Source organism: Methylorubrum aminovorans (genome assembly GCF_022179725.1).
In the GTDB taxonomy this organism is placed as follows: Bacteria; Pseudomonadota; Alphaproteobacteria; order Rhizobiales; family Beijerinckiaceae; genus Methylobacterium; species Methylobacterium aminovorans.
The window spans coordinates 1-20,740 of the sequence record NZ_BPRC01000036.1 but is presented as its reverse complement, the minus strand read 5'-3'; the positions used below and the strand labels follow the sequence as shown (position 1 = coordinate 20,740).

The window sequence follows — 20,740 nt, the reverse complement described above, 5'->3', positions numbered from 1 at the left end:
CGGCGCTCACGCGACGAGCCCGCGCGCTTCGAGTTCGCGCCGCGCCTCGGCGACGCGGTCCACCGCCTGCTGCTCGGCGACCCAGGCCGCGAGTTCGGCCAAACCCTCTTCGAAGTCTCGCTTGGGCGCGTAGCCGAGTTCGCGGGTGATCTTTCCGATGTCGGCGATGCAGTGGCGGATGTCGCCGAGCCGGGCCTGACCGGTGGCCTGCGGCGCGATGTCCTCGCGGGCCATGGCGCGGGCCAGCAGGCGCGCCACCTCGTTCACCGTGCGGTCCTGACCCGAGCCGACATTGTAGACTTGCCCCACGGCGGCCGGGTGTTCGAGCGCGAGCACGAAGGCCTGGGCCACGTCCTCGACATGGACGAAGTCGCGCCGCTGCTCGCCATCCTCGAAGATCATCGGCGGCTGGCCGTTGAGGAGCCGGGCAGCGAAGATCGCCAGCACGCCGGTATAGGGGTTCGAGAGCGCCTGGCCGGGGCCGTAGGCGTTCCACAGCCGCAGTGCGACGCCCTCCATGCCGTAGGCCGGTGCCAGCGTCAGGGTCAGGCGCTCCTGCATGTATTTCGTCAGCGCGTAGACCGAGGCGAGCGCCGGGCGCTTGGTTTCCGGCGTCGGCACCGGACGCATCGGATGGCCCTCCGCATCGAGCGGGTCCCAGGGCTCGCCGGGCTTGCGGGGTTTGCGCACCGCGTCCTCGATCGTGGCGCCGCCTTGCGTGCGGTAGAGCCCTTCGCCGTAGATGCTCATGGAGGAGGCGACGACGACGCGTTTCACCGGCGCCTCGATCAGCGCCTGGAACAGGGTCGCGGTGCCGCAATCGTTGACCGAGACGTAGCGCTCGACGGCGTACATGCTCTGGCCGACACCGACCTCCGCCGCGAGGTGGACTACATGGGTCGCCCCGGCGAGCGCGCGGGCCACGGCGCCGGCGTCCCGGACGTCGCCCTCCACGAATTCCGCCGCGGGATCGAGCCCCTGGGGAGCGGCTCCTGCGCCGTGCACCTGCTCGATCAGGCTGTCGAGAACCCGAACCCGGTATCCGCGGGCCAAAAGCGCGCTCGCGAGATGCCGGCCGATGAAGCCGGCACCTCCGGTAATGAGGGCTAGATCTTTCATGAGCAGCCGCGCAACTCCATCGAGCGCTACAGGAACAACAAATATTTACTCAAATAAGGCACCAAAATTCGGCAGCAACCTATGATGTGATAACGGGAAATTGCATCCGATACCCCCAAGCCTGCTCAGTTTTCGGGATATCTCCGGCCGAGGATCTTTGTTCCTCGATTTTAATCCGCGTTTTCTGCACGCTCATCCTGCGGCCAAGCGCAGCGGCCAAGCGCGGCCCCCGATGCGCAAGCGAACCCGGCCTCGAAGGCGCGCACCGGAATCAGGCAATCCACGGACATCGGCCTCGGGAATCGCACGACGGGTGGAGCCCGGGTTCCGCTGCGCGGCTCCCCGGATGAATCCGAGCGCGGCGCCCCACCGATTTCAGAGCGGCGCCGACCGGTCCCGTCGGGCGAGGGCCGCGCGGGCTGTGCTCGCCTCCCAGGCCTCATCCGGATCGCCTCCGGCCACCTCGGCCGCGGTCAGGGGGACGGCTTCGAGGAGCGGAACGGAGCCGAATGGCAGATCGCGGATCACCGCGTCGTCCGCCGCCGCGGCGAGGATCACGAACTCGAACGGCGCACAGGCGGCCGGGAGACGGGAGAACAGGATCGCGCCGTGTTTCTCCACATCCCTCGCCACGCGGTATCCGTCCGCGACGCGGTCGCCGAGGCTCATCAGGATGTTGGTCCAGCGCCCCACGCGCTCGGTCTCCTCCCCCTCCCCCTCCGGCAGCCGCAGGGCGATTTCGCAGGCGACGCCGTTCTCCGGATCGGGGATGCCGGCCCAGGGCGTGGACAGGCCGTCGGTGGCGAGCACCACGCCGCCTGCCGAACCGCCGGCCGGGTGCAGCAGCAGGACCCGACGATGGGGGCCGAACCACTTCGTCTGCCCATGGATGTTGGCGACAGGATCCTGCGCGGCGAAGCCGGAGAGGAGACGGCCGCGCCCATCCCAGAACCGGCGGCGGGCCGCCGCGGCGGCCTCGTAGGCCGGGTCTTCGGGTCCGCGCGGAACGATGGCGGGGTCGAACGCCGTCTCGACGCGGATGCGGCCCGGCTGCCCGAGGAGCGACAGCGGGAAGGGTGCCCGAGTCCAGCGGATCTCGACCCGGTTGAAGGCCGCCCCGCCGGCCGCGGCGAGGCGCTCGACCGCCGCGCCGACGGCGTCGAAGGCGTGGCGAGGCTCGGGATCGAGGTGACGGCCGCCGGCATCGGTGTAGCCACCCGAGATCTGCGCGTGCCCCGCCTGCAGGGTCGTGGCGCTCCAGGCCCCCGCGACCGCCCCCGCCGGGGCGCGCCCGAGGCTGGCGCGAAGGTCGCGCTCCGCATCCGCGATGCCGTAGGGCGTGCCAGCCATGCCGAACTCTCCTCCCTCTCCTCCCCACGCCGCCCGGATCAGGTGTTGCGGCCCGGCTTCTCCCGGCCGGGGCAATCGCCGCGCCGACGCATCAGGGTCAGGATCTCGGACGAGAATTCGGGGCGTCGGGTGATGAGGGTCTGGATGGTGCTCGTCACGCTGTCCTTGGAGAAGTGGTAGGTCAGGACGACCTTCGATTCCTTGCAGGCCATGGCGAAGACGAAGCCATCGGGCAGGTCGCGGGTCTCGCTCAGGCGGCAGGCGTCGAGGAAGCGCGGGTTCGACTGGTACTGTGCCATCGTCTCGCGGCGGAACGACTCGTAATCGGCCGAGGCGAGGCAGGCTTCGCCCTTCGCCCCCTGGTCCTGGAACTGGCTGTTGCGGCTCTCGGTCTCGTAGAGGCCGGGCACGAAGACCGGCCGCGGCGTCAGAAGCGGTGCGGCCTCCACTGAGGGCGTCTCCGCCCGGACAGGATGGCCGAGGAAGAGCAGCGCGCTCGCGGCGACGGATCGGATCGCGGTCGTCCTCGGCATGTCGGCCGGCCTCTTTCGGTTCGAGTGGGGCCGGCTTCCGGCTGCGCGACCAGGGTCGCCGGTGCCGCGGCCAAGTCAAGCCGTCACCACCGAACCGAGGCGAAGGCCGGCGGACGCGGTCCGAGCCGTCCTACCGCCTGAGCGCGGCGCTGATCATGGCGGCCAGCCCGAAGTAGGGACCGATGAAGACGATGGAGCCGCCCCACACCAGGGCGAGCCAGCCCCAGCCGCTCAGGCGGGCTCCGGCCGCGCGAAGGCGTGCCGCCCGCTCGACCGGCGCGTACACGCCCTTGCGTCCGGCGCGGCGGGCGGCCCGGGCGGCTGCGGCGATCTGGATACGATCCGCCCCGAACGCCGTCGCGGCGGCGGTGCCGGCCCAGAGGAGCAGCGCGAGAACGCCGAGGGCGACCGCTCTGGTCCCGCTCGCCTCCACGGCCGTATCCGACAGCAGGAAGGAGAGCCACAGCCCCGCAAGCGCCGCGAGGGTCACGCCCCAGCGGCGATGCGCCACCGCCCAGACATGCGGTGCCAGCAACGCGTAGACGGACAGGCGGCGGGGCAGCGGGGCCTGCCGCCGCATCGCCTCGTAGGCCTTGAGGGCGTGTGGCGCGGCTTCGAGGAAGGCACGGGCGTCGCCCGCCTGGAGCGGCAGGCGGCCGCGGGGGAAGACCGGCACCGCCACGACGGCCGGATCGCCGGGCTCGGGGGGAATCGTATCGCGCAGGATCTGCGTGGCGAGCGCGGCGTCGCGCGCATCGAAGCGCGCGGCGAGAACCGCATCCTCCCGCGGCCAGCCGAAGACCGGTGCGGCCCGTAGGATCGCCGGGCGGGTGGCCTCGACGCGCTTGGCCGTGATCCGCCCGTCCGGGTCGCGCCAGAGGCCGAACAGCGCCCGCAGCAGCGCCGCCTCCGCCAGGGCGCGGGGCCCGGCGGGCAGCCGCCGCGCCCGCGCCAGCCACGCGGTCAGGCTGTCGGCGCCGTCGCGGAGGAAGGGCGGCAGATCCGCCTCGAGCGCGCGCGCTTCCCCCCATTCGGCCGGTCCGGCTTCGAGCGGCGCGATGTCGATCACCAGGGGCGTCGGCGCCCCCGGCACGGGGTCCGGGGGCGCAGGCGGAGGGTCGAGGTCGCGCACGAGGAGGGCCGGCACCTCGGGCATGGGTGCTGCCGGACCGTCGAGATCGCGCACGAGGGGCAGGGCCGGCGGGAGGACGTCACCGGGCGGCACCTTCGGTCCGGCCTCCGCCGCGAGCTCTGCCGTCACCACCGTGCCGCCGTCCGGCTCGTTCGCCGGCCTCGGCTTCTGCGCCGCCCCGGCCGGATCGCCGGGCGTTTCGTCCGCGGGCCCTTGCTCCGCGTCGCAGGGATCGTCCTCAACCTCCTGCCACGCTTCGGGCAGGGGCCGCCGCGCCTCCGCCAGGGCGCGCTCGCGGGCGGCGAGAAGGGCCTGGAAGCCCTCGGCATCCTCGTCGGGCCGGGTGAGTTTGAGGCGGCGGGCATAGGCGCGCCGGATCGCCGACGCGTCCCGCGTCGGTTCGAGCCCGAGCAGGTGCCAGGCGCTGTCGGTCATGGCTGGTTCCATACCAAGTGGCATGGAACCCGACCGATGGTCGGGCTCCATGCGTCCGGCGGACGCCCGCCGCCGCGCCGTCGCGCGGGCCATCGACCATGTGTCATCATCGATGGGTCTCAGAACCGGAAGCGGTGGTCTTCGAGGGCGTCGAGGTCGGCGGCGAAGGCCGCGCGCAGGGCCTCGGGCTCGCTGCCGGAAGCCTCGGCGATCTCCCGCTCGAAGCGGGCGACCCGGCTGGCAACGTGCTGGCGCAGGTCACCGCGCAGGTCCGCATAGAGCGCGTCGGCGCGGGCCAGCAGCGCCCGGTTCTCCGCCTGCTCCCGCGGCGCGAGCTTGATCGCGGCGAGCGCGGCGAAGCGGGCCTCGATTTCCGCCTCGTCGAGATTGGCGCCGTTGCGGAAGACCTGCCGGCGGCGCAGACCGGTGGAGATTACGGCGACTTCGACCTCCAGGGCGCCGTTGATGTCGTAGGTGAAGCGCACCTCGGCGGTCTCGGTGCCGGCCGGCGCCTTCGGCAGCGTCACCGGGACCTGACCCAGCGGGATGTTGTCGTCCGGGCGCAGACTCTCGCCCTGGAACACCTCCACCGCGATGTGGTCCTGCCCGTCATGGACCGTGGTGATGCGGTGGGCCCGGCTCACCGGTACGGCGGCGTTGCGCTCGATGATCGGCAGCATCACCTGCGTCGCCCCGGCGGTCCGGGCGTTCTCGGTGATGGCGATGCCCAGGGTGAAGGGGCAGACATCGGTCATCACCACCTCCTCCAGGGCGGCGTGGCGCGCCTTGAGCCCGGCCTGCACCGCCGCTCCCTGCGCCACCGCCGTGTCGGGATCGACATGGACCAGGGGCAGGCGCCCGAACAGCCGGGCGACGAGGCTGCGGATCACGGGCATCCGGGTCGCGCCGCCGACGAGGATCACCCCGTCGAGGTCGGCCAGCCGCTTGCCGGAATCCGACAGCGCCCGCTCCAGCGGCGCGCGCAGGCGGTGCAGGAGCGGGGCGGCGGCGGTCTCCAGCCGGGCGCGGTCGAGCTCGCCCCGCCGCACCTCCTCGCCGAGCCGGATCTCGTAGGCCGTCACCGGCGCGGCGGTGAGCCCGCGCTTGACCGCCTCGGCGACCCGCAGCAGGCGGGCGCGGTCGCCGGGCGAGAGAGTGTCGAGGGCGACGCGCTGGTCCTCGGCGATCGCCGCCGCCAGAATCTCGGAGAAGTCATCGCCGCCGAGCGCTACGTCGCCGGCGGTGGCGCGCACCTCCATCACGCCCTCGTAGAGTTCGAGCAGCGAGACGTCGAAGGTGCCGCCGCCGAGGTCGAACACGAGGACGGTGCCCTCTTGCTTGGACTCGACTCCGTAGGCGAGCGCCGCCGCGGTCGGCTCGTTGACCAGCCGCTCCACCGGCAGGCCGGCGAGGCGGGCGGCGTCGAGGGTGGCCTTGCGCTGGATGTCGTTGAAATAGGCCGGCACCGAGATCACTGCCTCGGTCACCTCCGTGCCGAGATGCGCCTGGGCGTCGGCCTTGAGGCTCTTCAGCACCAGGGCCGACAGTTCCTCCGGGCGGAAGCTCTGGCCGCGGCCGAGCCGGGTGACGTGGCCCGAGCCCATCCAGCGCTTGAACGAGGCGACGGTGCGCTCGGGCTCGGTGGCGAGCCGCTCCCGCGCCGCGCGGCCGACCAGCACCGTCCCGTCCGCGTCGAGGCCGACCACGGAGGGCGTCAGCGGCTCGCCCAGCGCGTTGGGAATGAGCCGCGGCCCCTCCGGCGTCCAGACGGCGACCGCCGAGTTCGTGGTGCCGAGATCGATGCCGACGATCGCCATGGAGCCCCCTTCGGTTCGGGCCGCCGCCTCACCCCCGTGCCGGCCGCACCGCCGCCGTTATTAGCCACAGCCCGCGGTGTCGGCGAGAGCCCAGGAAGAGCCGCCGAGGGATCGGACGAGGAGGCCGGGCCGACCGCGTCACGAATCGCGCCGATCGTCGCCGAAGACGGGCCGCCCCCGATTGCCGCATCGCAACATTCCTGTATGGCGGGCCCTTTCCGATGACAGGCGCAGGTGACCCCATGCCGGCCAGAGACAGCTTCACGCTCCAGGATCAGGTCAACATCATCCTGGCCGAGAACATCGCGCCGTCGGCGCTGGAGGTTCTCGCGCGGGCCGGCATCCGCGACGTGCGGCGTCTGCCGCGCGCCGTGGGCTCAGCGGATGCCGAGGCGCTGGCGGGCACCCACGTCCTCGGCATTCGTTCGCGCACGCAGGTGACGGCGGGCCTGCTCGACGCCGCCCCGGCCCTCGTCGCGGTCGGCTGCTTCAGCGTCGGCACCAATCAGGTCGATCTCGACGCGGCCCGCGCCCGCGGCATCCCGGTCTTCAACGCGCCCTTCTCGAACACCCGCAGCGTCGCCGAACTGACGATCGGCGAGATCGTGATGCTGCTTCGGCGCATCCCCTCTCGTTCCGAGGCGGCCCATTCCGGCGGCTGGGACAAGTCGGCGGAGCATTCCTACGAGGTCCGCGGCAAGACCCTCGGCATCGTCGGCTACGGCAATATCGGCGCGCAGCTCTCGAACCTCGCCGAGGCGATGGGCATGCGGGTGATCTTCTTCGATCTCACCGACCGACTGCGCCACGGCAATACCGAGCCCGCCGACAGCCTCGACGACCTGCTCGCGGTCAGCGACGTGGTGAGCCTGCACGTGCCGGAGACGCCGCTCACCCACGGCCTGATGAGCGCCGAGCGCATCGGGAAGATGAAGCCCGGCGCCTACCTCATCAACAACAGCCGCGGCACCGTGGTCGATCTCGACGCGCTCGCCGACGCCCTCAGGCAGGGCCGCCTGCGGGGTGCGGCGGTCGACGTGTTCCCCGTCGAGCCGCGCTCCAACGACGAGCGCTTCGTCTCGCCGCTGCAGGGCATCCCGAACGTGATCCTCACGCCGCATATCGGCGGCTCGACGGAGGAGGCGCAGGACCGCATCGGTTCGGAGGTCGCGCGCAAGCTCGTCGACTACGTCGAGACCGGCTCGACGCTGGGTGCCGTTAACTTCCCGCAGGTGCAGATCCCGCCGCGGCTCGGCGGCGTGCGCTTCCTGCACGTGCACCGGAACGTCCCCGGCGTGCTCGGCCACATCAACCAGGCCTTCGCCCGGCGCGACGTCAACATCGCATCCCAGTACCTTCAGACCGAGGGCGAGTTGGGCTACGTGGTGGTGGAGGCCGATGCCGCCCCCGCCGACCGGGCCGGCATCCTCGCCGAGCTCGACGCCATCGAGGGCACGGTGCGCACCCGTCTGATCCAGGCGCGGATCGCCTGAAGGATCCTTAGTAAGCCATGAGCGCGACCGGACTTCCCTCCGACTTCCTCGCCCGGCTCGATGCACGGCTGGGGCCGGGCGGCCTGCTGACGGACGAGGCCGATTGCGCCCCCTTCGCCATCGACTGGCGCCGCCTGTTCCCGGGCCGGGCCGCCGCGGTTGCGCGGCCGGCGAGCACGGAGCAGGTCGCCGCCATCGTCGGCCTGTGCCGCGAGGCGGGCGTCGCGCTGGTGCCCCAGGGCGGCCATACCGGGCTCGCGGGCGGGGCCACCCCCGACGCCTCGGGGCGCCAGATCGTGCTCTCGCTCGCACGGATGAACGCGATCCGCGCGGTCGATCCGGTCGGCCTCACCCTGGAAGTCGAGGCGGGCTGCGTCGTACAGGCGGCGCAGGCCGCAGCGGAGGCCGCCGGGCGGCTGTTCCCGGTGAGCTACGCCGCGGAAGGCTCGGCGATGATCGGCGGCATGATCGCCACCAATTCCGGCGGCATCAACGTGTTGCGCTACGGCATGACCCGCAACCTCGTCCTCGGTCTCGAAGTCGTGCTCGCCGACGGCAGCGTCGTCGACGGCCTGCGCGCCCTGCGCAAGGACAATGCCGGCTACGACTGGAAGCAGCTCTTCATCGGCAGCGAGGGAACGCTCGGGATCGTCACCGCCGCGGTGCTGCGCCTCGTGCCCCGCCCGCGTCACACCGAGACCGCCCTGCTGGCGGTGCCGGATCCGGAGGCGGCGCTGCGGGTGCTGGCCGCCGCGCAGGACGACCTCGGCGACACGATCCAGGCCTTCGAATTGATCTCGCGCTGCTCCTTCGAGCTGCTGGAGCGCCATGCCGACATGGCGAGCCCGCTCTCCCCCTCGCCTTGGTGCATCCTGCTCGAGGCGGGATCGAGCCTCTCGGGTCTCCGGGACGCGGTTGAGGGTACGCTCGGCGAGGTTCTGGAGCGGGGCGATGCCCTGGATGGCGTGCTGGCCGAATCGAAGGCGCAGGCCGCCGGCCTCTGGTCCTTGCGCGAGCGCATCACCGAATGCGAGGCGCACCAGGGCAAGTCGGTCAAGCACGACGTCTCGGTGCCGATCCCAGCGATCCCCGCCTTTCTGGAGGCCGCCGACCGGGCGCTGGCCGAGGGCGCGCCCGGCACCGTCCCGAACGTGTTCGGCCACATGGGCGACGGCAACCTGCACTACAACGTGCTGATCGGGGCCGAGCATGACGGCGCCGCGATCAACCGTCTGGTGCACGACGTGGTCGACCGGTTCGCGGGCAGCATCTCCGCCGAGCACGGCATCGGCCAGTACCGTGTCGACGAACTGGCGCACCGCCGCCGGCCCGAGGAGATGGCTCTGGCGCATCGTCTGAAGCGGGCCCTCGACGCGGACGGCCTGCTCAATCCGGGCAAAGTTCTGCGGACCTGACCCCGCTTCGGCGATAGCGCTCGGGCCCGGCTCCGAACGGGAGGATCCCGGGTTCCGCTGCGCGTCCCCTCGAGGACGGGAGCGGCGGGACCGCGGCCATCAACCGGACGCCGCATCATGCGCTCACGCGAACCGGGTTCCGGCCGTCCCCTCGACTCCGGATGCCGCCACCGACCCGCGCCGGAACAGAAACACCTGGCGCCCTTCCCCCACCAGCGCGGTGGCGCCCTGGCGCCCGCAGATCCAGTCGCGCACCATCGCCGCGGCGGCGGGCGAGACCGCCGGCTTCCACAGCCAGATGTCGCGGGCCTCATCGACCCCGTGCTCATGAAACAGCGCAGCGGGCGCGTCCTCGGCCACGCCCACCGACCACGCGGAGAAATCGGCGCCGAACTCCTTCACGTAGCTGATGAACTCGAACTTGATCTGCTGCACGCTGTAGGCGGTCATCGGCGGCGCCTCACGCGGGGATCGGGGCAATGCGGCCGGGCTCGCTTCGGCGCGCCTGCGCCCGGGCGGCGCCCTCGCGCTTCTCCTCGGCCGACATCTCCCGGATCACCTCCTCCAGCGCGTTGAGCGCCGTGCCGACGCCGTGACCGGCGGCGAGCGAGAGCCAGGCGAAGGCCTCGACCCGGTCGCGCTCCACCCCGATGCCCTGGGCGTAGAGATGGCCGAGCCGGGCCTGGGACGGGTAGTGCCCGGCTTCCGCCGCGCTACGGTAGAGGGCAGCGGCGCGAGCGGGATCGGCGGACAACCCGTCGCCCTTCGCCAGCAGGGTGGCGAGGTTGTAGGCGGCCATCACGTCGCCGCCGGCGGCGGCCCGCTCCAGCCAGCGCGCGCCCTCGGCCCGGTCCTGCGCCACGCCCTGGCCCATGGCCAGCATCGCGCCGACATTGGTTGCGGCCGGGCCGTGGCCCTGCTCGGCGGCGCGGCGATACCATTCGAAGGCCTTGGTCAGCGAGGCGGGCACGCCGGTCCCGCCGGCATGGAGCGCGCCGAGCCACGCCTGCGCCTCCGGATTACCCGCCTCGGCGAGCGGCCGGAACACGGCGAGCGCCCGGTCGTAGGCGTGGGCTTCGAAGGCCGCGACGCCGTCGGCGAGGACCGGCGCGGGGACGAGAGGCTGGGCTAGACTCATCGACATCTCCCAAAAAATCAGCAGCCGCGGCCCTGGGCCGTGGCGTAGAGGGGCTGGGTCTCCGTGGCGGCCGGCCGCGCCAGCACGCGGGCGGCGATGTTTCGCTGCAGCCAGAGACCGGCTGCGTTCGTTGGACGAGGGTCGTCCGCCTCCGGGCCGGTGAGCGCCGCCTGCGTGGCGACGGCCGGCGCCATCCGGGCAGCGATCTCGGCAAGCCACGCATCCCAAGACATTCGCCCCGGAGCGGCAGCGGCCGGTTCCGCGTCGCCCGAGCCGAGCAGCCCGATCCGCAGCAGCGTCTGCCCCAGCGCCGTCGGCTGGAGCATCACCGCGCAGGTCTCAGCCCGCCCCGCGATCAGGACGAGGTTCGGGAAGTAGACGGCGATCGTCGCAAGCTCTCCGGTCGCGAGGCGTCCGGTCAGGCGCAGGCTGTCCGAAGCCTCCGCCAAGGGCTCGCCCTCGGCCAGGGCCTGCATCGCAAGTTTCCAGTTGGCGGAGAACTCCGCCCACCGGGTCTCGCCAGTCAGCGCGGTCAGGCCCTCACGCGGCGGTTCGGGCGGGGCGGCCGCGGGATCGAGGTTGATCCGCACCAACGGCCCCCAGGCACGGACGGCGACCGGCAGCAGCCGCTCCGGGCGCAGGCCGAGATACTGGTGCATCGCCGGTGTCGGCCCGTCGGGGCCGGCCGGCAGCACGGCCCCGTCGCGGCTGTAGCCGCAGGCGGTGAAGGAGCAGCGGGTCTTCGTGCCGGTGCGGCATTGCAGCGGCACCGCGCGGCAGCCGCCGTGCTGGGCCTTGTTGAAGCGCCCGACGAGACCGCCGTCGGGCTCGCGCTGGACATGGAGGCCGTGATGACCGGCGGTGAAGGGCAGGAGATCGCCGGGCGAGGGAATCTCGGCGCCGAGGCCGATGGCGAGCCAGGAACGGGTCCAGACCGCGTCGTCCTCCAGCTCGGCGAAGGCGAGCGCCCGGTAGGCGGCCGGCGGCAGCAGGCGCGGCGCCCCTGGATCGAGGCTGTCGGCGAAGAAGGCGGGGTTGGCGAGGTCGAACCCTTCGGCGCGGTGGCCGAGATCGGGGCGGTCCGGCACGAAGCCGGCCGAGGCGACGGCGAGGGCCATGAACTCCTCTCACTCTGAGCCGGGAAAGGGTCGGTGGCAGCGCACCTTCGGGGGCTGACGGGCGCTGCCACCGGGGCTCCGCCCGAGGAGGGCAAGGACGGAGCGTCGGAGCGGTCCCCGCCGTGGCGGGGATCATGGGGTCAGGCGGGCAGCGGCTCGCCGCGCTCCTTGCGGCTGCGATGCTCCATCGGGGTCGGGTCGTAATCGGCCCGGCCGCGGTGCTTGATCGCGCTGTCCGGCGGGGCCGGCAGGGGCCCGTCCATCGCGAAGCGGTCGAGCACGTTCTTGGTCAGCCGCGAGATGTTGTTGTCGCAGTTGTTCCACGGCAGCGAGCCGCAATAGGCGATGGAGGAGAAGGCGAAGCAGGCGCCGCCGTTCGGGGTCTCGTGATAGGCGATGTCGCCGCGCACCCGCGGATGGGTGGTGCCGTCGAGCCCCTGCTGGTTGAAGCCAAAATCCTCCATCACGAGGAGATAGGCCTCCGTGTGCCGCCCGGCCGAGGTCGCCACTGTCAGGGTGTGCGGGGGCGAGCCCAGCATCGTGTCGACGATGTCGAGTTCGAGACCCGCCGCGCCGCCGCCGACGAGACCGAAATTGCCGAGCTTCTCGTCGTAGTCGATGCCCTCGAAGGCCCAGGCGACGCGCTGATCCAGGCTGTCCGGCGTGCGGGAGAAGTAGCTCGACACGTCGAAACCTTCCGACGACATGCCGACGCCGGCCACCGAGTGGAGGTAGCGCCCGCGGAAACGCCACATCCCGCCGAGTTCGCCCGTGCCCTGGTGGTAGTACTCGCCCGGATCGGCCCGCCAGGTGCGGATGCCGGATTCGCAGCGGCGCATCTCGGTGACGACGCCGCGGCCCTTGTTCTCGTAGGCAGGGTGGAACGAGTGGACCCAGTACCACGCGTCGGCACCCATATACATCAGCCGGCCGCCGCGCTGAGTGTAGTTGTGGAGCGCGTCGAGCTGGGTGCCGGAATTGTGCTCCGGATGCGAGCCGGTGATGATGACGTTGTAGTTCTCGATTCTGGCGAGCCCGTCGTAGGTGATGTCCTCGTCGGTGAAGACGTCGTACTCGTACCCCATCGTCTCCAGCCAGTAGATCAGGTGGAGGTCGGCGGGGTATTGCCACGGCGCCTGGGCGAGGAAGTGGTCGTATTTCGGCCGGATCGACAGGATCGGCCGCAGGCGCGACGAGATCGAGATGCCGGTGCCGTCGGTATGGGTATCGTAGATCGAGCCGCCGTATTCGCGGTGCTCGGACAGGAACATGTTCTGCTGCTGCATGATCGGCACGCGGTAGACGAACAGTTCCGCACCGCCCGCGTTGCAGGCGACGTGCTCGTTGGCATAGGCCATGTAGCTGATGGTCGGCACCATCACCGCGATCTTGGCGGTCTCCTGACCGATGCGCGGCACCACCCAGAACGGGATGAACTCCTCGTCGCCCTCAGGCGTGGTCAGCTTGGCGGCGTAGAAGCGGCTCTTCACGCCGGTCTCCGGCACGGTCCAGGCGAAGTCGCAAGACCAGCGGGCGTCGTCCACGTCGTCGTCGTGGAAGCTGATGGCGCCGTACTCCTGCGGCGCGTGCTTCCAGTCGAAGTTCTGGCCCGACCAGTTGTAGCCGGTCATGCCGCGGTTGGGGCAGTTCACCAGGGTCGCGTCGAAGCGGTAAGGGCCCTCGTCCTTACAGATGAGCGTGTCGATGCCGACGGAAAAATTCCAGGCGGCGACGATGCACTCGGAAAGCTTGCCGGTGGGGCCGGCATTGCGCCGCTCGGTCAGGCCGGGCTGAGCGCCGGCCTTCATCATCTCGATCTCGGCGCGCGAGAGCGCCCGGTTGCAGAGGCGCGGGCTGTCGAGCTTGCCGTTATATTTGCCGGCAAAGATCACGCCGGCCGGCTTCGAGGAGGCGGCGAGCGGATCCTCCGGCGCCAGCCGCTCGACATAGGCGCCGAGCGCGAGGGGAACGGGGGCGTGGGCGATGGCGACCTTCAGGCGCGCCTCGACCGGGGCGATCTCGGGATCGAGGGCGTAGACGACCTGCGGCTCGTGGATCAGCGTGACGAGGCCGGTGGCGGCGTCTAACGTCGCGGCGCAGAAATGCCAGGCATGGTCGCGGATCGGTACGCCGGTGGTGATCCGGTGCTCGTTGATGCGCAGTTCGAGGCAGCCCTCCTCGTTGATGAAGAGACCGTAGCCGCACTCGTTCGACCACTTGGTGACGAGTCCCTGCGGCCCGTGCTTCCAGTAGCGCGGATGCGTTTTCGGCGCGGTCGGCCAGATCCAGCACTGGAGCGTGAAGCTCTCGACGTGGAAGGGCTTCGCGTCCGGCACGTAGCCGTAGGAGCCGCCGTGGATGATCTGCTTCTTGCCGGCATAGGTGCCGTTGACCGCCGCCTCGACCAGCTTGTCGATGTAGCCGGGCCCGCGCGGATTGGTGTCGCCGTTGATCATTTGGACGATCTCGACCTTGTACTCGGACGGACCATCGCAATTGACGTAAAACTGAATTGTATCGCCGGGATGCACGCCAAATTTGTCGGCGTAACCGGTCAGCCTCATGGTGGTCATCGGGTCAATCCTTCGGGCATCGTCTCTGGTCCCCGCCCCCGCTCGTCCGCGCGTCGTTGCGCGAGGGGGCGCCAGGAGGCGCGTCACGGCCTCCCGCTGATCGACGTGAGTTTAAGAATTCCTGGTCGCTTCAAGTGATCGGCCAGTTATCGTCCTTGCGCTTCCAGCCCTCGTGATAGTCTTCCGGGAAGCCGTAGCTCTCGGAGAGCTCGTCGAGGCGCATCAGGAAGATCTCGTGCTGGATCTCCTGCTCGTCGGTGTAGATTTTGTCGCCGACAAATTCGGGGGGCACGCCGCGGACGCCGGAGAGCCGGGCGATGCGCCACTCGGCATCGACCTTGGTGCAGATCACGATCAGCTTGCCCTTCGGGCTCCCGCCGCGCATGCGCAGCAGCACCCGCTTGAGCACAGGATCGGTGTGGACGCCGCCCGTCACCACGGTGGTGTCGCCGGGCGTCTCGCACAGCAGCACCGAATTGCCGGCCACCCCCTTCATCGAGTCCATGCAGGCCTTGTGCGCCTCGATCAGGCGCTGGCGCTCGGGCGTGCCCTTCTTCGGGATCGGTTCCATCGTCGTCGCTCCTCGTAAGTCCCGGCCGCGCCGTTGCGGCCGGCATGGTTGCGGGCATGCACGCCGGTGCGATCCGGCGGCGGCCCGTATCGGCGGAGCCGTGACGCCCCACTGAGAAGTGAAGATGCAGACAAATCGACCGAGACTATTCGGAAATTTGCTTCCGATTACGCGGCTCTTATTTGTTGGTCGAATTTATTGCTCGTACAGACAGAAGGTCAAGTGGATATTTCTTATCAGGAAACGTTTTTTACGCCGACTGTAGACAACCTCATTTACCCGAGCACCGACGCAGCGATCCGGTGGCGCCCCCTCTCCGGGGAAGGGGGCGCCCTGGATGGCTGCGGATTCGCCTCACCATGACGGCGTGGCCGCGGGCTCAGATCGTCATGTGCCGCTCGATCAGTTCGTCGGTCATCTCATGGATCGGCCCGCGGGCGACGATGCGGCCGTTCTCCATCATCAGGAAGGCGTCGCCGAGCTTGCGCGCGACCTTGATGTGCTGCTCGGTGAGGATCAGCGTGATACCGAATTCCTTGTTGAGCCGCCCCAGCGTCTGGCCGATCTCGGCGACGATGTTGGGCTGGATGCCCTCGGTCGGTTCGTCGAGGAGCAGGATGCGCGGGTTGGTGGCAAGCGCCCGCGCGATGGCGAGCTGCTGCTGCTGGCCGCCCGAGAGCAGGCCCGCCTTCCGGTGCAGGTTCTGCGCGAGGTAGGGAAACAGCGTCAGGCACAGTTCCGGCACGTCCTGGCGCCCGTCGGTGCGGGCGAAGGTACCGAGCAGGATGTTCTCCTTGACCGTGAAGTGCGGCAGGATCTGGCGCCCTTGCGGGATGTAGCCGAGGCCGTATTTGGCCCGCACATGGGTCGGCGCCTTCCCAACGGACGCACCGTCGATCCGGATCTCGCCGGAAGTGCGGTCGGTCAGCCCCATGATGGTGCGCAGGAGCGTGGTCTTGCCCACCCCGTTGCGGCCGAGGACGCACAAGCACTGCCCCTCGGGCAGGCCGAGGCCGATCTCCTTCAGGATCGGCGTCTTGCCGTAATAGGAGGTCACGCGGTCGAGATCGAGCAGCATCGTTAGACCTCCGGCTCGCCGAGATAGACCTCGCGCACCCGCGGATCGTTCTCGATGTCGCTGAGTTTTCCCTGCGCCAGGAAGGCGCCCATGTGCATCACGGTCACCACGTCGGCGATCTGCCGGACGAACCCCATGTCATGCTCAACCACGATCAGGGTGTTGGTGCGCTTGAGTTCGTTGAGGAAGACGACGGTCTTCTCGATCTCGGACTCGGTCATGCCCGCGACCGGCTCGTCCAGCAGGAGGATCGCCGGGTTTTGCATCAGCACCATGCCGATCTCGAGCCACTGCGTCTCGCCGTGGGAGAGGAAGCCGGCCTCGACCTCGAGACGGTCCTTGAGGCCGGTGAGTGTGGCCACCTCGTCGAGCTTGGCGGAGAATCCGGCAGGCCGCCGCCGCAGCATGTTGCGGAACGGATTGACCTCGCGGGAATAGGCCACCTCGAAGTTCTGGCGCACGCTGAGTTCGCGGAACACCGCCGGCACCTGGAATTTGCGCCCGATGCCGCGCTGGGCGATCTCGTGCTCGCTCAAACTCGTGATGTCGTCGCCGCGCAGGACGATCGAGCCGGAGGTTGGCTTCTGGCGTCCGGTGATGAGGTCCATGGTGGTGGTCTTGCCGGCCCCGTTGGGGCCGACGAGGCAGCACAGAGTCAATTCGGTCACGTCGAGGCTGAAGCCGTTGATGACCTTGGTGCCGCCGAAGCTCTTGTGCAGGTCGCGGATTTCGAGAACGCCCATCATCCCCTCCCTTACTCGCCCGCCGCCGGGGCGCCGGTGATCGCGTGCGGCAGGTCGGGCCGGGTGTGCTTGCCCGGCTGGCGCGCCAGCGCGCCGAGCACCTTTTCGAGAAGCCCCGCCAAGCCCTTGGGCAAGAAGCGCACGACCACGATGAAGAAGGCGCCGAGCACGAGCAGCCAGGTCGCCAGAAACTGGTCGCCGAGATAGCTCTGGCCGCCCTGGATCAGGAAAGCGCCGAGGATCGCGCCAAGCAGCGACAGGCGCCCGCCGATCCCAGCCCAGATCACCATGCCGATGCTGAAGGTGGGGTCGAGCTGGGCCGGCGAGACGTACTGGATCAGCATCACCCAGAGGCAGCCGGCGAGCGCGGCGATGAAGCCGGAGATCGCGTAGATGCAGGTCTCGTAGAGGGCGACGTTGTAGCCGAGGAAGCGCACCCGCTCAGGGTCGCCGCGCAGGGCCTGGACCACGAGGCCGAACTTGCTCTGGGTCAAGAGCTTGGCGCCGACCGTGACGGCGATGAGCAGGCCGCAGACGATCCAGTAGGCCGTCGGGCCGTAGGGATCGATATCGGTGCCGAAGAGGCTCAGCGGCGCGGGCGGCGAGAGGCCGTTGGCGCCGTTGGTGTAGGGCTGCATGTCGAGGATCAGCGTGGCGAAGGCGGAGAGCATCGCCAGCGACATGATCGCGAAGAACGGCCCCGAGACCCGGGCGCGGAACATCAGCGTGCCGAACACGACGTAGAACAAGGTGGGCACGACGAGCGCCAACACGATGCCGCCGCCGGTGCTCCAGAACGGCTGCCAGAACCAGGGCAGGTGCTCCAGGCTGTTGTTGAGCATGAAGGGCGGGATCGGGTTCGAATCCGGATCCTGCGACTGCATCTGCATGGTCATGGCCATGCCGTAGGCGGCGAGCCCGAAGGCGATGCCCTGGCCGAGATTGAGGATGCCGCCAAAGCCCCAGCATAGGCTGATCGACAGGGCAAGCATGCCGTAGATGCCGTAGACGGCGAACTGGTTGAGCAGGAAGCCGTCCGAGACGAAGGCCGGGATCCCGGCGATGGCTAAGAAGAACAGTCCGTAGACTGCCCATTGCGCCGGCTTGCTGTGATAGAGATTGCGCGTCGTCATCTGCGGGGGAGACTCTTCTGACGGGCTGGGAGGGTGAAGCCGAGGGGCTTCACCGGCGGCCTTTGGCGACGGCGAAGAGGCCGCGCGGGCGGAAGCGCAGGAACACGACGATCAGCACGTAGAGGAGGAAGCGCGCGAAGGTGTCGTTGGTCATGAAAGCGAAGACCGACTGGAGTTCGCCCGTCAGACCCGCCGCCGCGACGCTGCCCATCAGCGTGCCGCCGCCGACCACCACGACGAGGAAGGCCTGCACCACGTAGGCCGTGCCCATGGTCGGCAGCACGATCGCCAGCACGCCGAACAGCGAGCCCGCAATACCGGCAAGGCCGGCACCGATCGCGAAGGTCGTCATGTAGACTCGGTCGGCATTGATGCCGAAGGAGGCGGCCATCTCCTTGTTCTGCATCACCGCGCGCACCTGCATGCCGAAGCGGGTGCGGTAGAACAGCCAGGCCGTGGCCGCGACGATGAGCGCGGTGATCGCAAGCACCACGAGGCGGAACACCGAGAGGCTGGCAAAGCCCACCTCGACGTTGCTCTGGAAGATCTCCGGCACGGCGATGTATTTCGGGTCCGAACCGAAGATCAGCCGCACGCCCTGCATCAGCACCAGCGAGACGCCCCAGGTGGCGAGGAGCGTGTCGAGCGGGCGGTTGTACAGGTAGCGGATCAGCCCGCGCTCGATCACCAGCCCGACAAGCGCCACCACGATGAAGGAGGCGGGCAGGCAGAGCAGGAACGGCAGGCCGAACGAGGATTGCAGGGCGTAGGAGGTATAGGCGCCCAGCATGATGAACTCGCCGTGGGCCATGTTGATGACCCCGACGGTGCCGTAGATGATCGTCAGACCGATCGCGGCGATGAGCCAGATGCTGGCGATGCTCAAGCCCAGCACCAGGGCGTTGACAAAGGGAGCAATGTCGAGGGACGTCACGGGACCTCCGTGAATACAAAGTCCCGGCCGCGCGGATCCGCGGCCGGAGCGGTTGCGCGGGAATCCGTCAGATGACGTTCTTGCGGCTCTTGCCGTCGGGGGCGACGAGGCCCGCGGCGGTGCATTTTCCGGCATTCGGGTAGATCGAGTACGGATCGGGCGCGACGTGCTCTTTGGATTCGGAGACGATCTTGAAGCTGCCATCCGCCTGGCACTGGCCGATCTTGGGCTTGAGCCAGGAATTGAAGTTGTCGCCGTCGATCCAGATCAGGCCTTCCGGCGAGATGTCGTCCTCGACCCGCACGCCGCCGCTGACGTCGCGGATCATACGCGAGGTGATCTCCTCGACATTGCCGGTCTTCTTGATCGCGGCCTCGAGACCGGCCTTGAACACGTAGGCCGAGAGGTAAGTCTCCTCCATGTTGTAATGGGTGGAGCCATTCTTGCCGTACTTGCTCTTGAGGAAGTTCTCGACGAACTTTTGGTTGGTTGGGTTCTCCAGCGACTGGAAGTAGGGCGCCGAGAGGAAGTGCCCGGCGCCGAATTCGGCACCCATCGCCTTGGTCTCGATCTCACCGGTGGTGAGCGAGGCGATCGGCATGGAATCGACCTTGAAACCCTCCTGCTTGAACTGCTTGTGGAAGGCGATGTCGGAGGCGCCGACCACGGTCGAGAAGATGAAGTTCGGCTTGGCGTCGCGGATCTTGCCGAGCACGGGCCCGAATTCCGAGCTGCCGAGCGGGATGTATTCCTCGCCCACCAGCTCGCCGCCGGCCTCTTGGAGCCAGATCTTGGCGTTTTTGTTCGACTCCTTCGGCCAAACGTAGTTCGAGCCGACGAAAAAGACCTTTTTCCCGAAGTTCTTGACCATGTACGGGATCAGGTCCTTCGAGTGCTGGTTGGCCAGCGGACCCGTGCAAATCGTATTCTGGGTGCATTCGGCACCCTCGTAGCAGGTCGGGTAGTACAGCAGGCTGTTCTGCGACATCACCACCGGCAGGATCGCCTTGCGGCTCGCCGAGGTGTAGCAGCCGAACAGCGCGATCACCTTTTCGCGAATGATGAGCTCCTTGGCCTTCTCCGAGTAAACGTTAAAGTCCGACTTGGCATCGACGATCACCGGCTGGATCGGATGCCCAGCAATACCGCCGTTCTTGTTAATCTCGTCGATGGCGTACTGCATCACGAGCGTGGAATCTTCCTCCGGCACCGCGAGCTGGCCGGTGAGGGAGAACAGCAAGCCGACCTTGATGGGTTCGCCCTTCTTGAGCGTCGCCCCCCAAGCCTCACGGGCCGTCGGCAGCCAGAGATGAGGCGCGGCGATTGCCGCCGCGGCGAGCGAAGACTGCTTCAAGAGCTTGCGGCGCGTGAAATCCATGCCAGTCCCCTTATTTGCTGTGCAAATGCCCGATTTTTGGGCTGATAGCTTTCACTATGCTTAGGAAAGCGCGCTTTTTATTTCGATAGACGCTACGGCGCCTTTTTGCAGCGCGTCAAGGGCATATTTCCCCTGGAGACATTTTTTTTCTTATGAGCAATGCCGCGGAGGGCAGGACCCAACTCCGCCCGCTCCGTGGCTCGCTTGCAAGCGCGATGCCGCAAAATCCAAAAAGTCCAAATTACGAGTTGACCAGGCCCGAACTTCAGTGCCAGCCTAGTAAAGCAGAAGACATGTGGTCAAAAATTACGCAAAAGCACGAGCTTTGATCACATTGCCGAAGAATCGGACGCGCCAGAGGCACCTGCCTGTGGCTGCCGAGCGATCTGCCAAAAACCAGAAATCGGACATTGGCTGTTGCACGACACTTGCGAGGCGTTCCGCTGCATCGCGGGTCGGAAGCTGCCGGATTGCGCGCTGCAAAATCCGGCAACTCTGAGGGTCAGCGAAGTCTTGGTCTCAGCGAGTAAAGTAAAGGGGATGACGTGATGCGTGTTGGTGGATGCGGGAAGGAACCAGGGGCGGCGGGTTCGGGCCGGCGAGGACGGCATCGCGGATGGGCCGTCGGTGCGCTGTTTGCGGTGAGCCTTGCCGGCGCGAGCGGAGCGGTGGCGCAGCAGCCCTCACCGGTGGGCGAGTTCAACGACCAGACCCAGCCGCGCACCGATCCCCGCATCGCCGAGAAGCCGGCCGATCCGGTGCGCGTCGGGCCGCTCGCCC

17 protein-coding genes and 1 pseudogene are annotated in these 20,740 nt (G+C 68.9%); 3 read left to right on the top strand and 15 right to left on the bottom strand.

Going from position 1 to position 20,740, the window contains the following annotated elements; genetic code table 11:
* Window positions 1–6: 6 nt before the first annotated feature.
* The 5 genes from MFF24_RS25470 to MFF24_RS25450 form a co-directional block, all read right to left on the bottom strand.
* Window positions 7–1,119, bottom strand: a complete 1,113-nt coding sequence (locus MFF24_RS25470; protein ID WP_238228776.1) for an SDR family NAD(P)-dependent oxidoreductase — start codon at window positions 1,117–1,119, stop codon at window positions 7–9.
* Between the two features lie 375 nt (window positions 1,120–1,494).
* Window positions 1,495–2,469, bottom strand: coding sequence for a hypothetical protein (locus MFF24_RS25465; protein WP_238228775.1), 975 nt, complete (start codon window positions 2,467–2,469; stop codon window positions 1,495–1,497).
* Between the two features lie 38 nt (window positions 2,470–2,507).
* Window positions 2,508–3,002, bottom strand: coding sequence for a DUF3617 domain-containing protein (locus MFF24_RS25460; protein WP_108939148.1), 495 nt, complete (start codon window positions 3,000–3,002; stop codon window positions 2,508–2,510).
* A 130-nt stretch (window positions 3,003–3,132) separates the two neighbouring features.
* On the bottom strand, window positions 3,133–4,569 hold the full coding sequence (locus MFF24_RS25455) for a hypothetical protein (protein ID WP_238228774.1): 1,437 nt from the start codon (window positions 4,567–4,569) through the stop codon (window positions 3,133–3,135).
* 119 nt (window positions 4,570–4,688) lie between these two features.
* Window positions 4,689–6,386 (bottom strand): molecular chaperone HscC, encoded by a 1,698-nt coding sequence (locus tag MFF24_RS25450; protein WP_238228773.1) that lies wholly within the window; start codon window positions 6,384–6,386, stop codon window positions 4,689–4,691.
* Between the two features lie 242 nt (window positions 6,387–6,628).
* On the opposite strand from MFF24_RS25450, the gene serA reads away from it, so the two are divergent.
* On the top strand, window positions 6,629–7,879 hold the full coding sequence (gene serA / locus MFF24_RS25445; protein ID WP_133090119.1) for a phosphoglycerate dehydrogenase: 1,251 nt from the start codon (window positions 6,629–6,631) through the stop codon (window positions 7,877–7,879).
* 17 nt (window positions 7,880–7,896) lie between these two features.
* Window positions 7,897–9,294: an FAD-binding oxidoreductase gene (locus MFF24_RS25440; RefSeq protein WP_238228772.1), complete on the top strand. Its 1,398-nt coding sequence runs from the start codon at window positions 7,897–7,899 to the stop codon at window positions 9,292–9,294.
* Window positions 9,295–9,417: 123 nt separating this feature from the next.
* Here MFF24_RS25440 and MFF24_RS25435 read toward each other — a convergent pair whose 3' ends face one another.
* The 10 genes from MFF24_RS25435 to MFF24_RS25390 form a co-directional block, all read right to left on the bottom strand.
* Window positions 9,418–9,744 carry a hypothetical protein gene (locus tag MFF24_RS25435; protein ID WP_166058743.1) on the bottom strand — a complete coding sequence of 109 codons (327 nt, stop codon included), beginning with the start codon at window positions 9,742–9,744 and terminating at the stop codon, window positions 9,418–9,420.
* Window positions 9,745–9,754: 10 nt separating this feature from the next.
* Window positions 9,755–10,432, bottom strand: a complete 678-nt coding sequence (locus MFF24_RS25430) for a tetratricopeptide repeat protein (RefSeq protein ID WP_238228771.1) — start codon at window positions 10,430–10,432, stop codon at window positions 9,755–9,757.
* 17 nt (window positions 10,433–10,449) lie between these two features.
* The gene (locus MFF24_RS25425) at window positions 10,450–11,550 is read right to left on the bottom strand and encodes a Rieske (2Fe-2S) protein (RefSeq protein WP_238228770.1); all 1,101 of its coding nucleotides are present in this window, start codon (window positions 11,548–11,550) and stop codon (window positions 10,450–10,452) included.
* 140 nt (window positions 11,551–11,690) lie between these two features.
* The gene (locus MFF24_RS25420; protein WP_238228769.1) at window positions 11,691–14,123 is read right to left on the bottom strand and encodes a N,N-dimethylformamidase beta subunit family domain-containing protein; all 2,433 of its coding nucleotides are present in this window, start codon (window positions 14,121–14,123) and stop codon (window positions 11,691–11,693) included.
* Between the two features lie 130 nt (window positions 14,124–14,253).
* On the bottom strand, window positions 14,254–14,694 hold the full coding sequence (locus MFF24_RS25415) for a N,N-dimethylformamidase alpha subunit family protein (RefSeq protein ID WP_238228768.1): 441 nt from the start codon (window positions 14,692–14,694) through the stop codon (window positions 14,254–14,256).
* Window positions 14,695–15,073: 379 nt separating this feature from the next.
* Window positions 15,074–15,772, bottom strand: a complete 699-nt coding sequence (urtE, locus tag MFF24_RS25410) for an urea ABC transporter ATP-binding subunit UrtE (protein ID WP_108939157.1) — start codon at window positions 15,770–15,772, stop codon at window positions 15,074–15,076.
* A 2-nt stretch (window positions 15,773–15,774) separates the two neighbouring features.
* The gene (urtD, locus tag MFF24_RS25405) at window positions 15,775–16,515 is read right to left on the bottom strand and encodes an urea ABC transporter ATP-binding protein UrtD (RefSeq protein ID WP_238228767.1); all 741 of its coding nucleotides are present in this window, start codon (window positions 16,513–16,515) and stop codon (window positions 15,775–15,777) included.
* Window positions 16,516–16,526: 11 nt separating this feature from the next.
* Window positions 16,527–17,648: an urea ABC transporter permease subunit UrtC gene (urtC, locus tag MFF24_RS25400; protein ID WP_108939159.1), complete on the bottom strand. Its 1,122-nt coding sequence runs from the start codon at window positions 17,646–17,648 to the stop codon at window positions 16,527–16,529.
* Window positions 17,649–17,697: 49 nt separating this feature from the next.
* On the bottom strand, window positions 17,698–18,582 hold the full coding sequence (urtB, locus tag MFF24_RS25395) for an urea ABC transporter permease subunit UrtB (protein ID WP_238228766.1): 885 nt from the start codon (window positions 18,580–18,582) through the stop codon (window positions 17,698–17,700).
* 67 nt (window positions 18,583–18,649) lie between these two features.
* Window positions 18,650–19,960 carry a transporter substrate-binding domain-containing protein gene (locus MFF24_RS25390; RefSeq protein WP_238228765.1) on the bottom strand — a complete coding sequence of 437 codons (1,311 nt, stop codon included), beginning with the start codon at window positions 19,958–19,960 and terminating at the stop codon, window positions 18,650–18,652.
* A 548-nt stretch (window positions 19,961–20,508) separates the two neighbouring features.
* Here MFF24_RS25390 and MFF24_RS25385 point away from each other — a divergent pair.
* Window positions 20,509–20,740, top strand: a pseudogene (locus MFF24_RS25385) (carbohydrate porin); the annotation flags it as partial.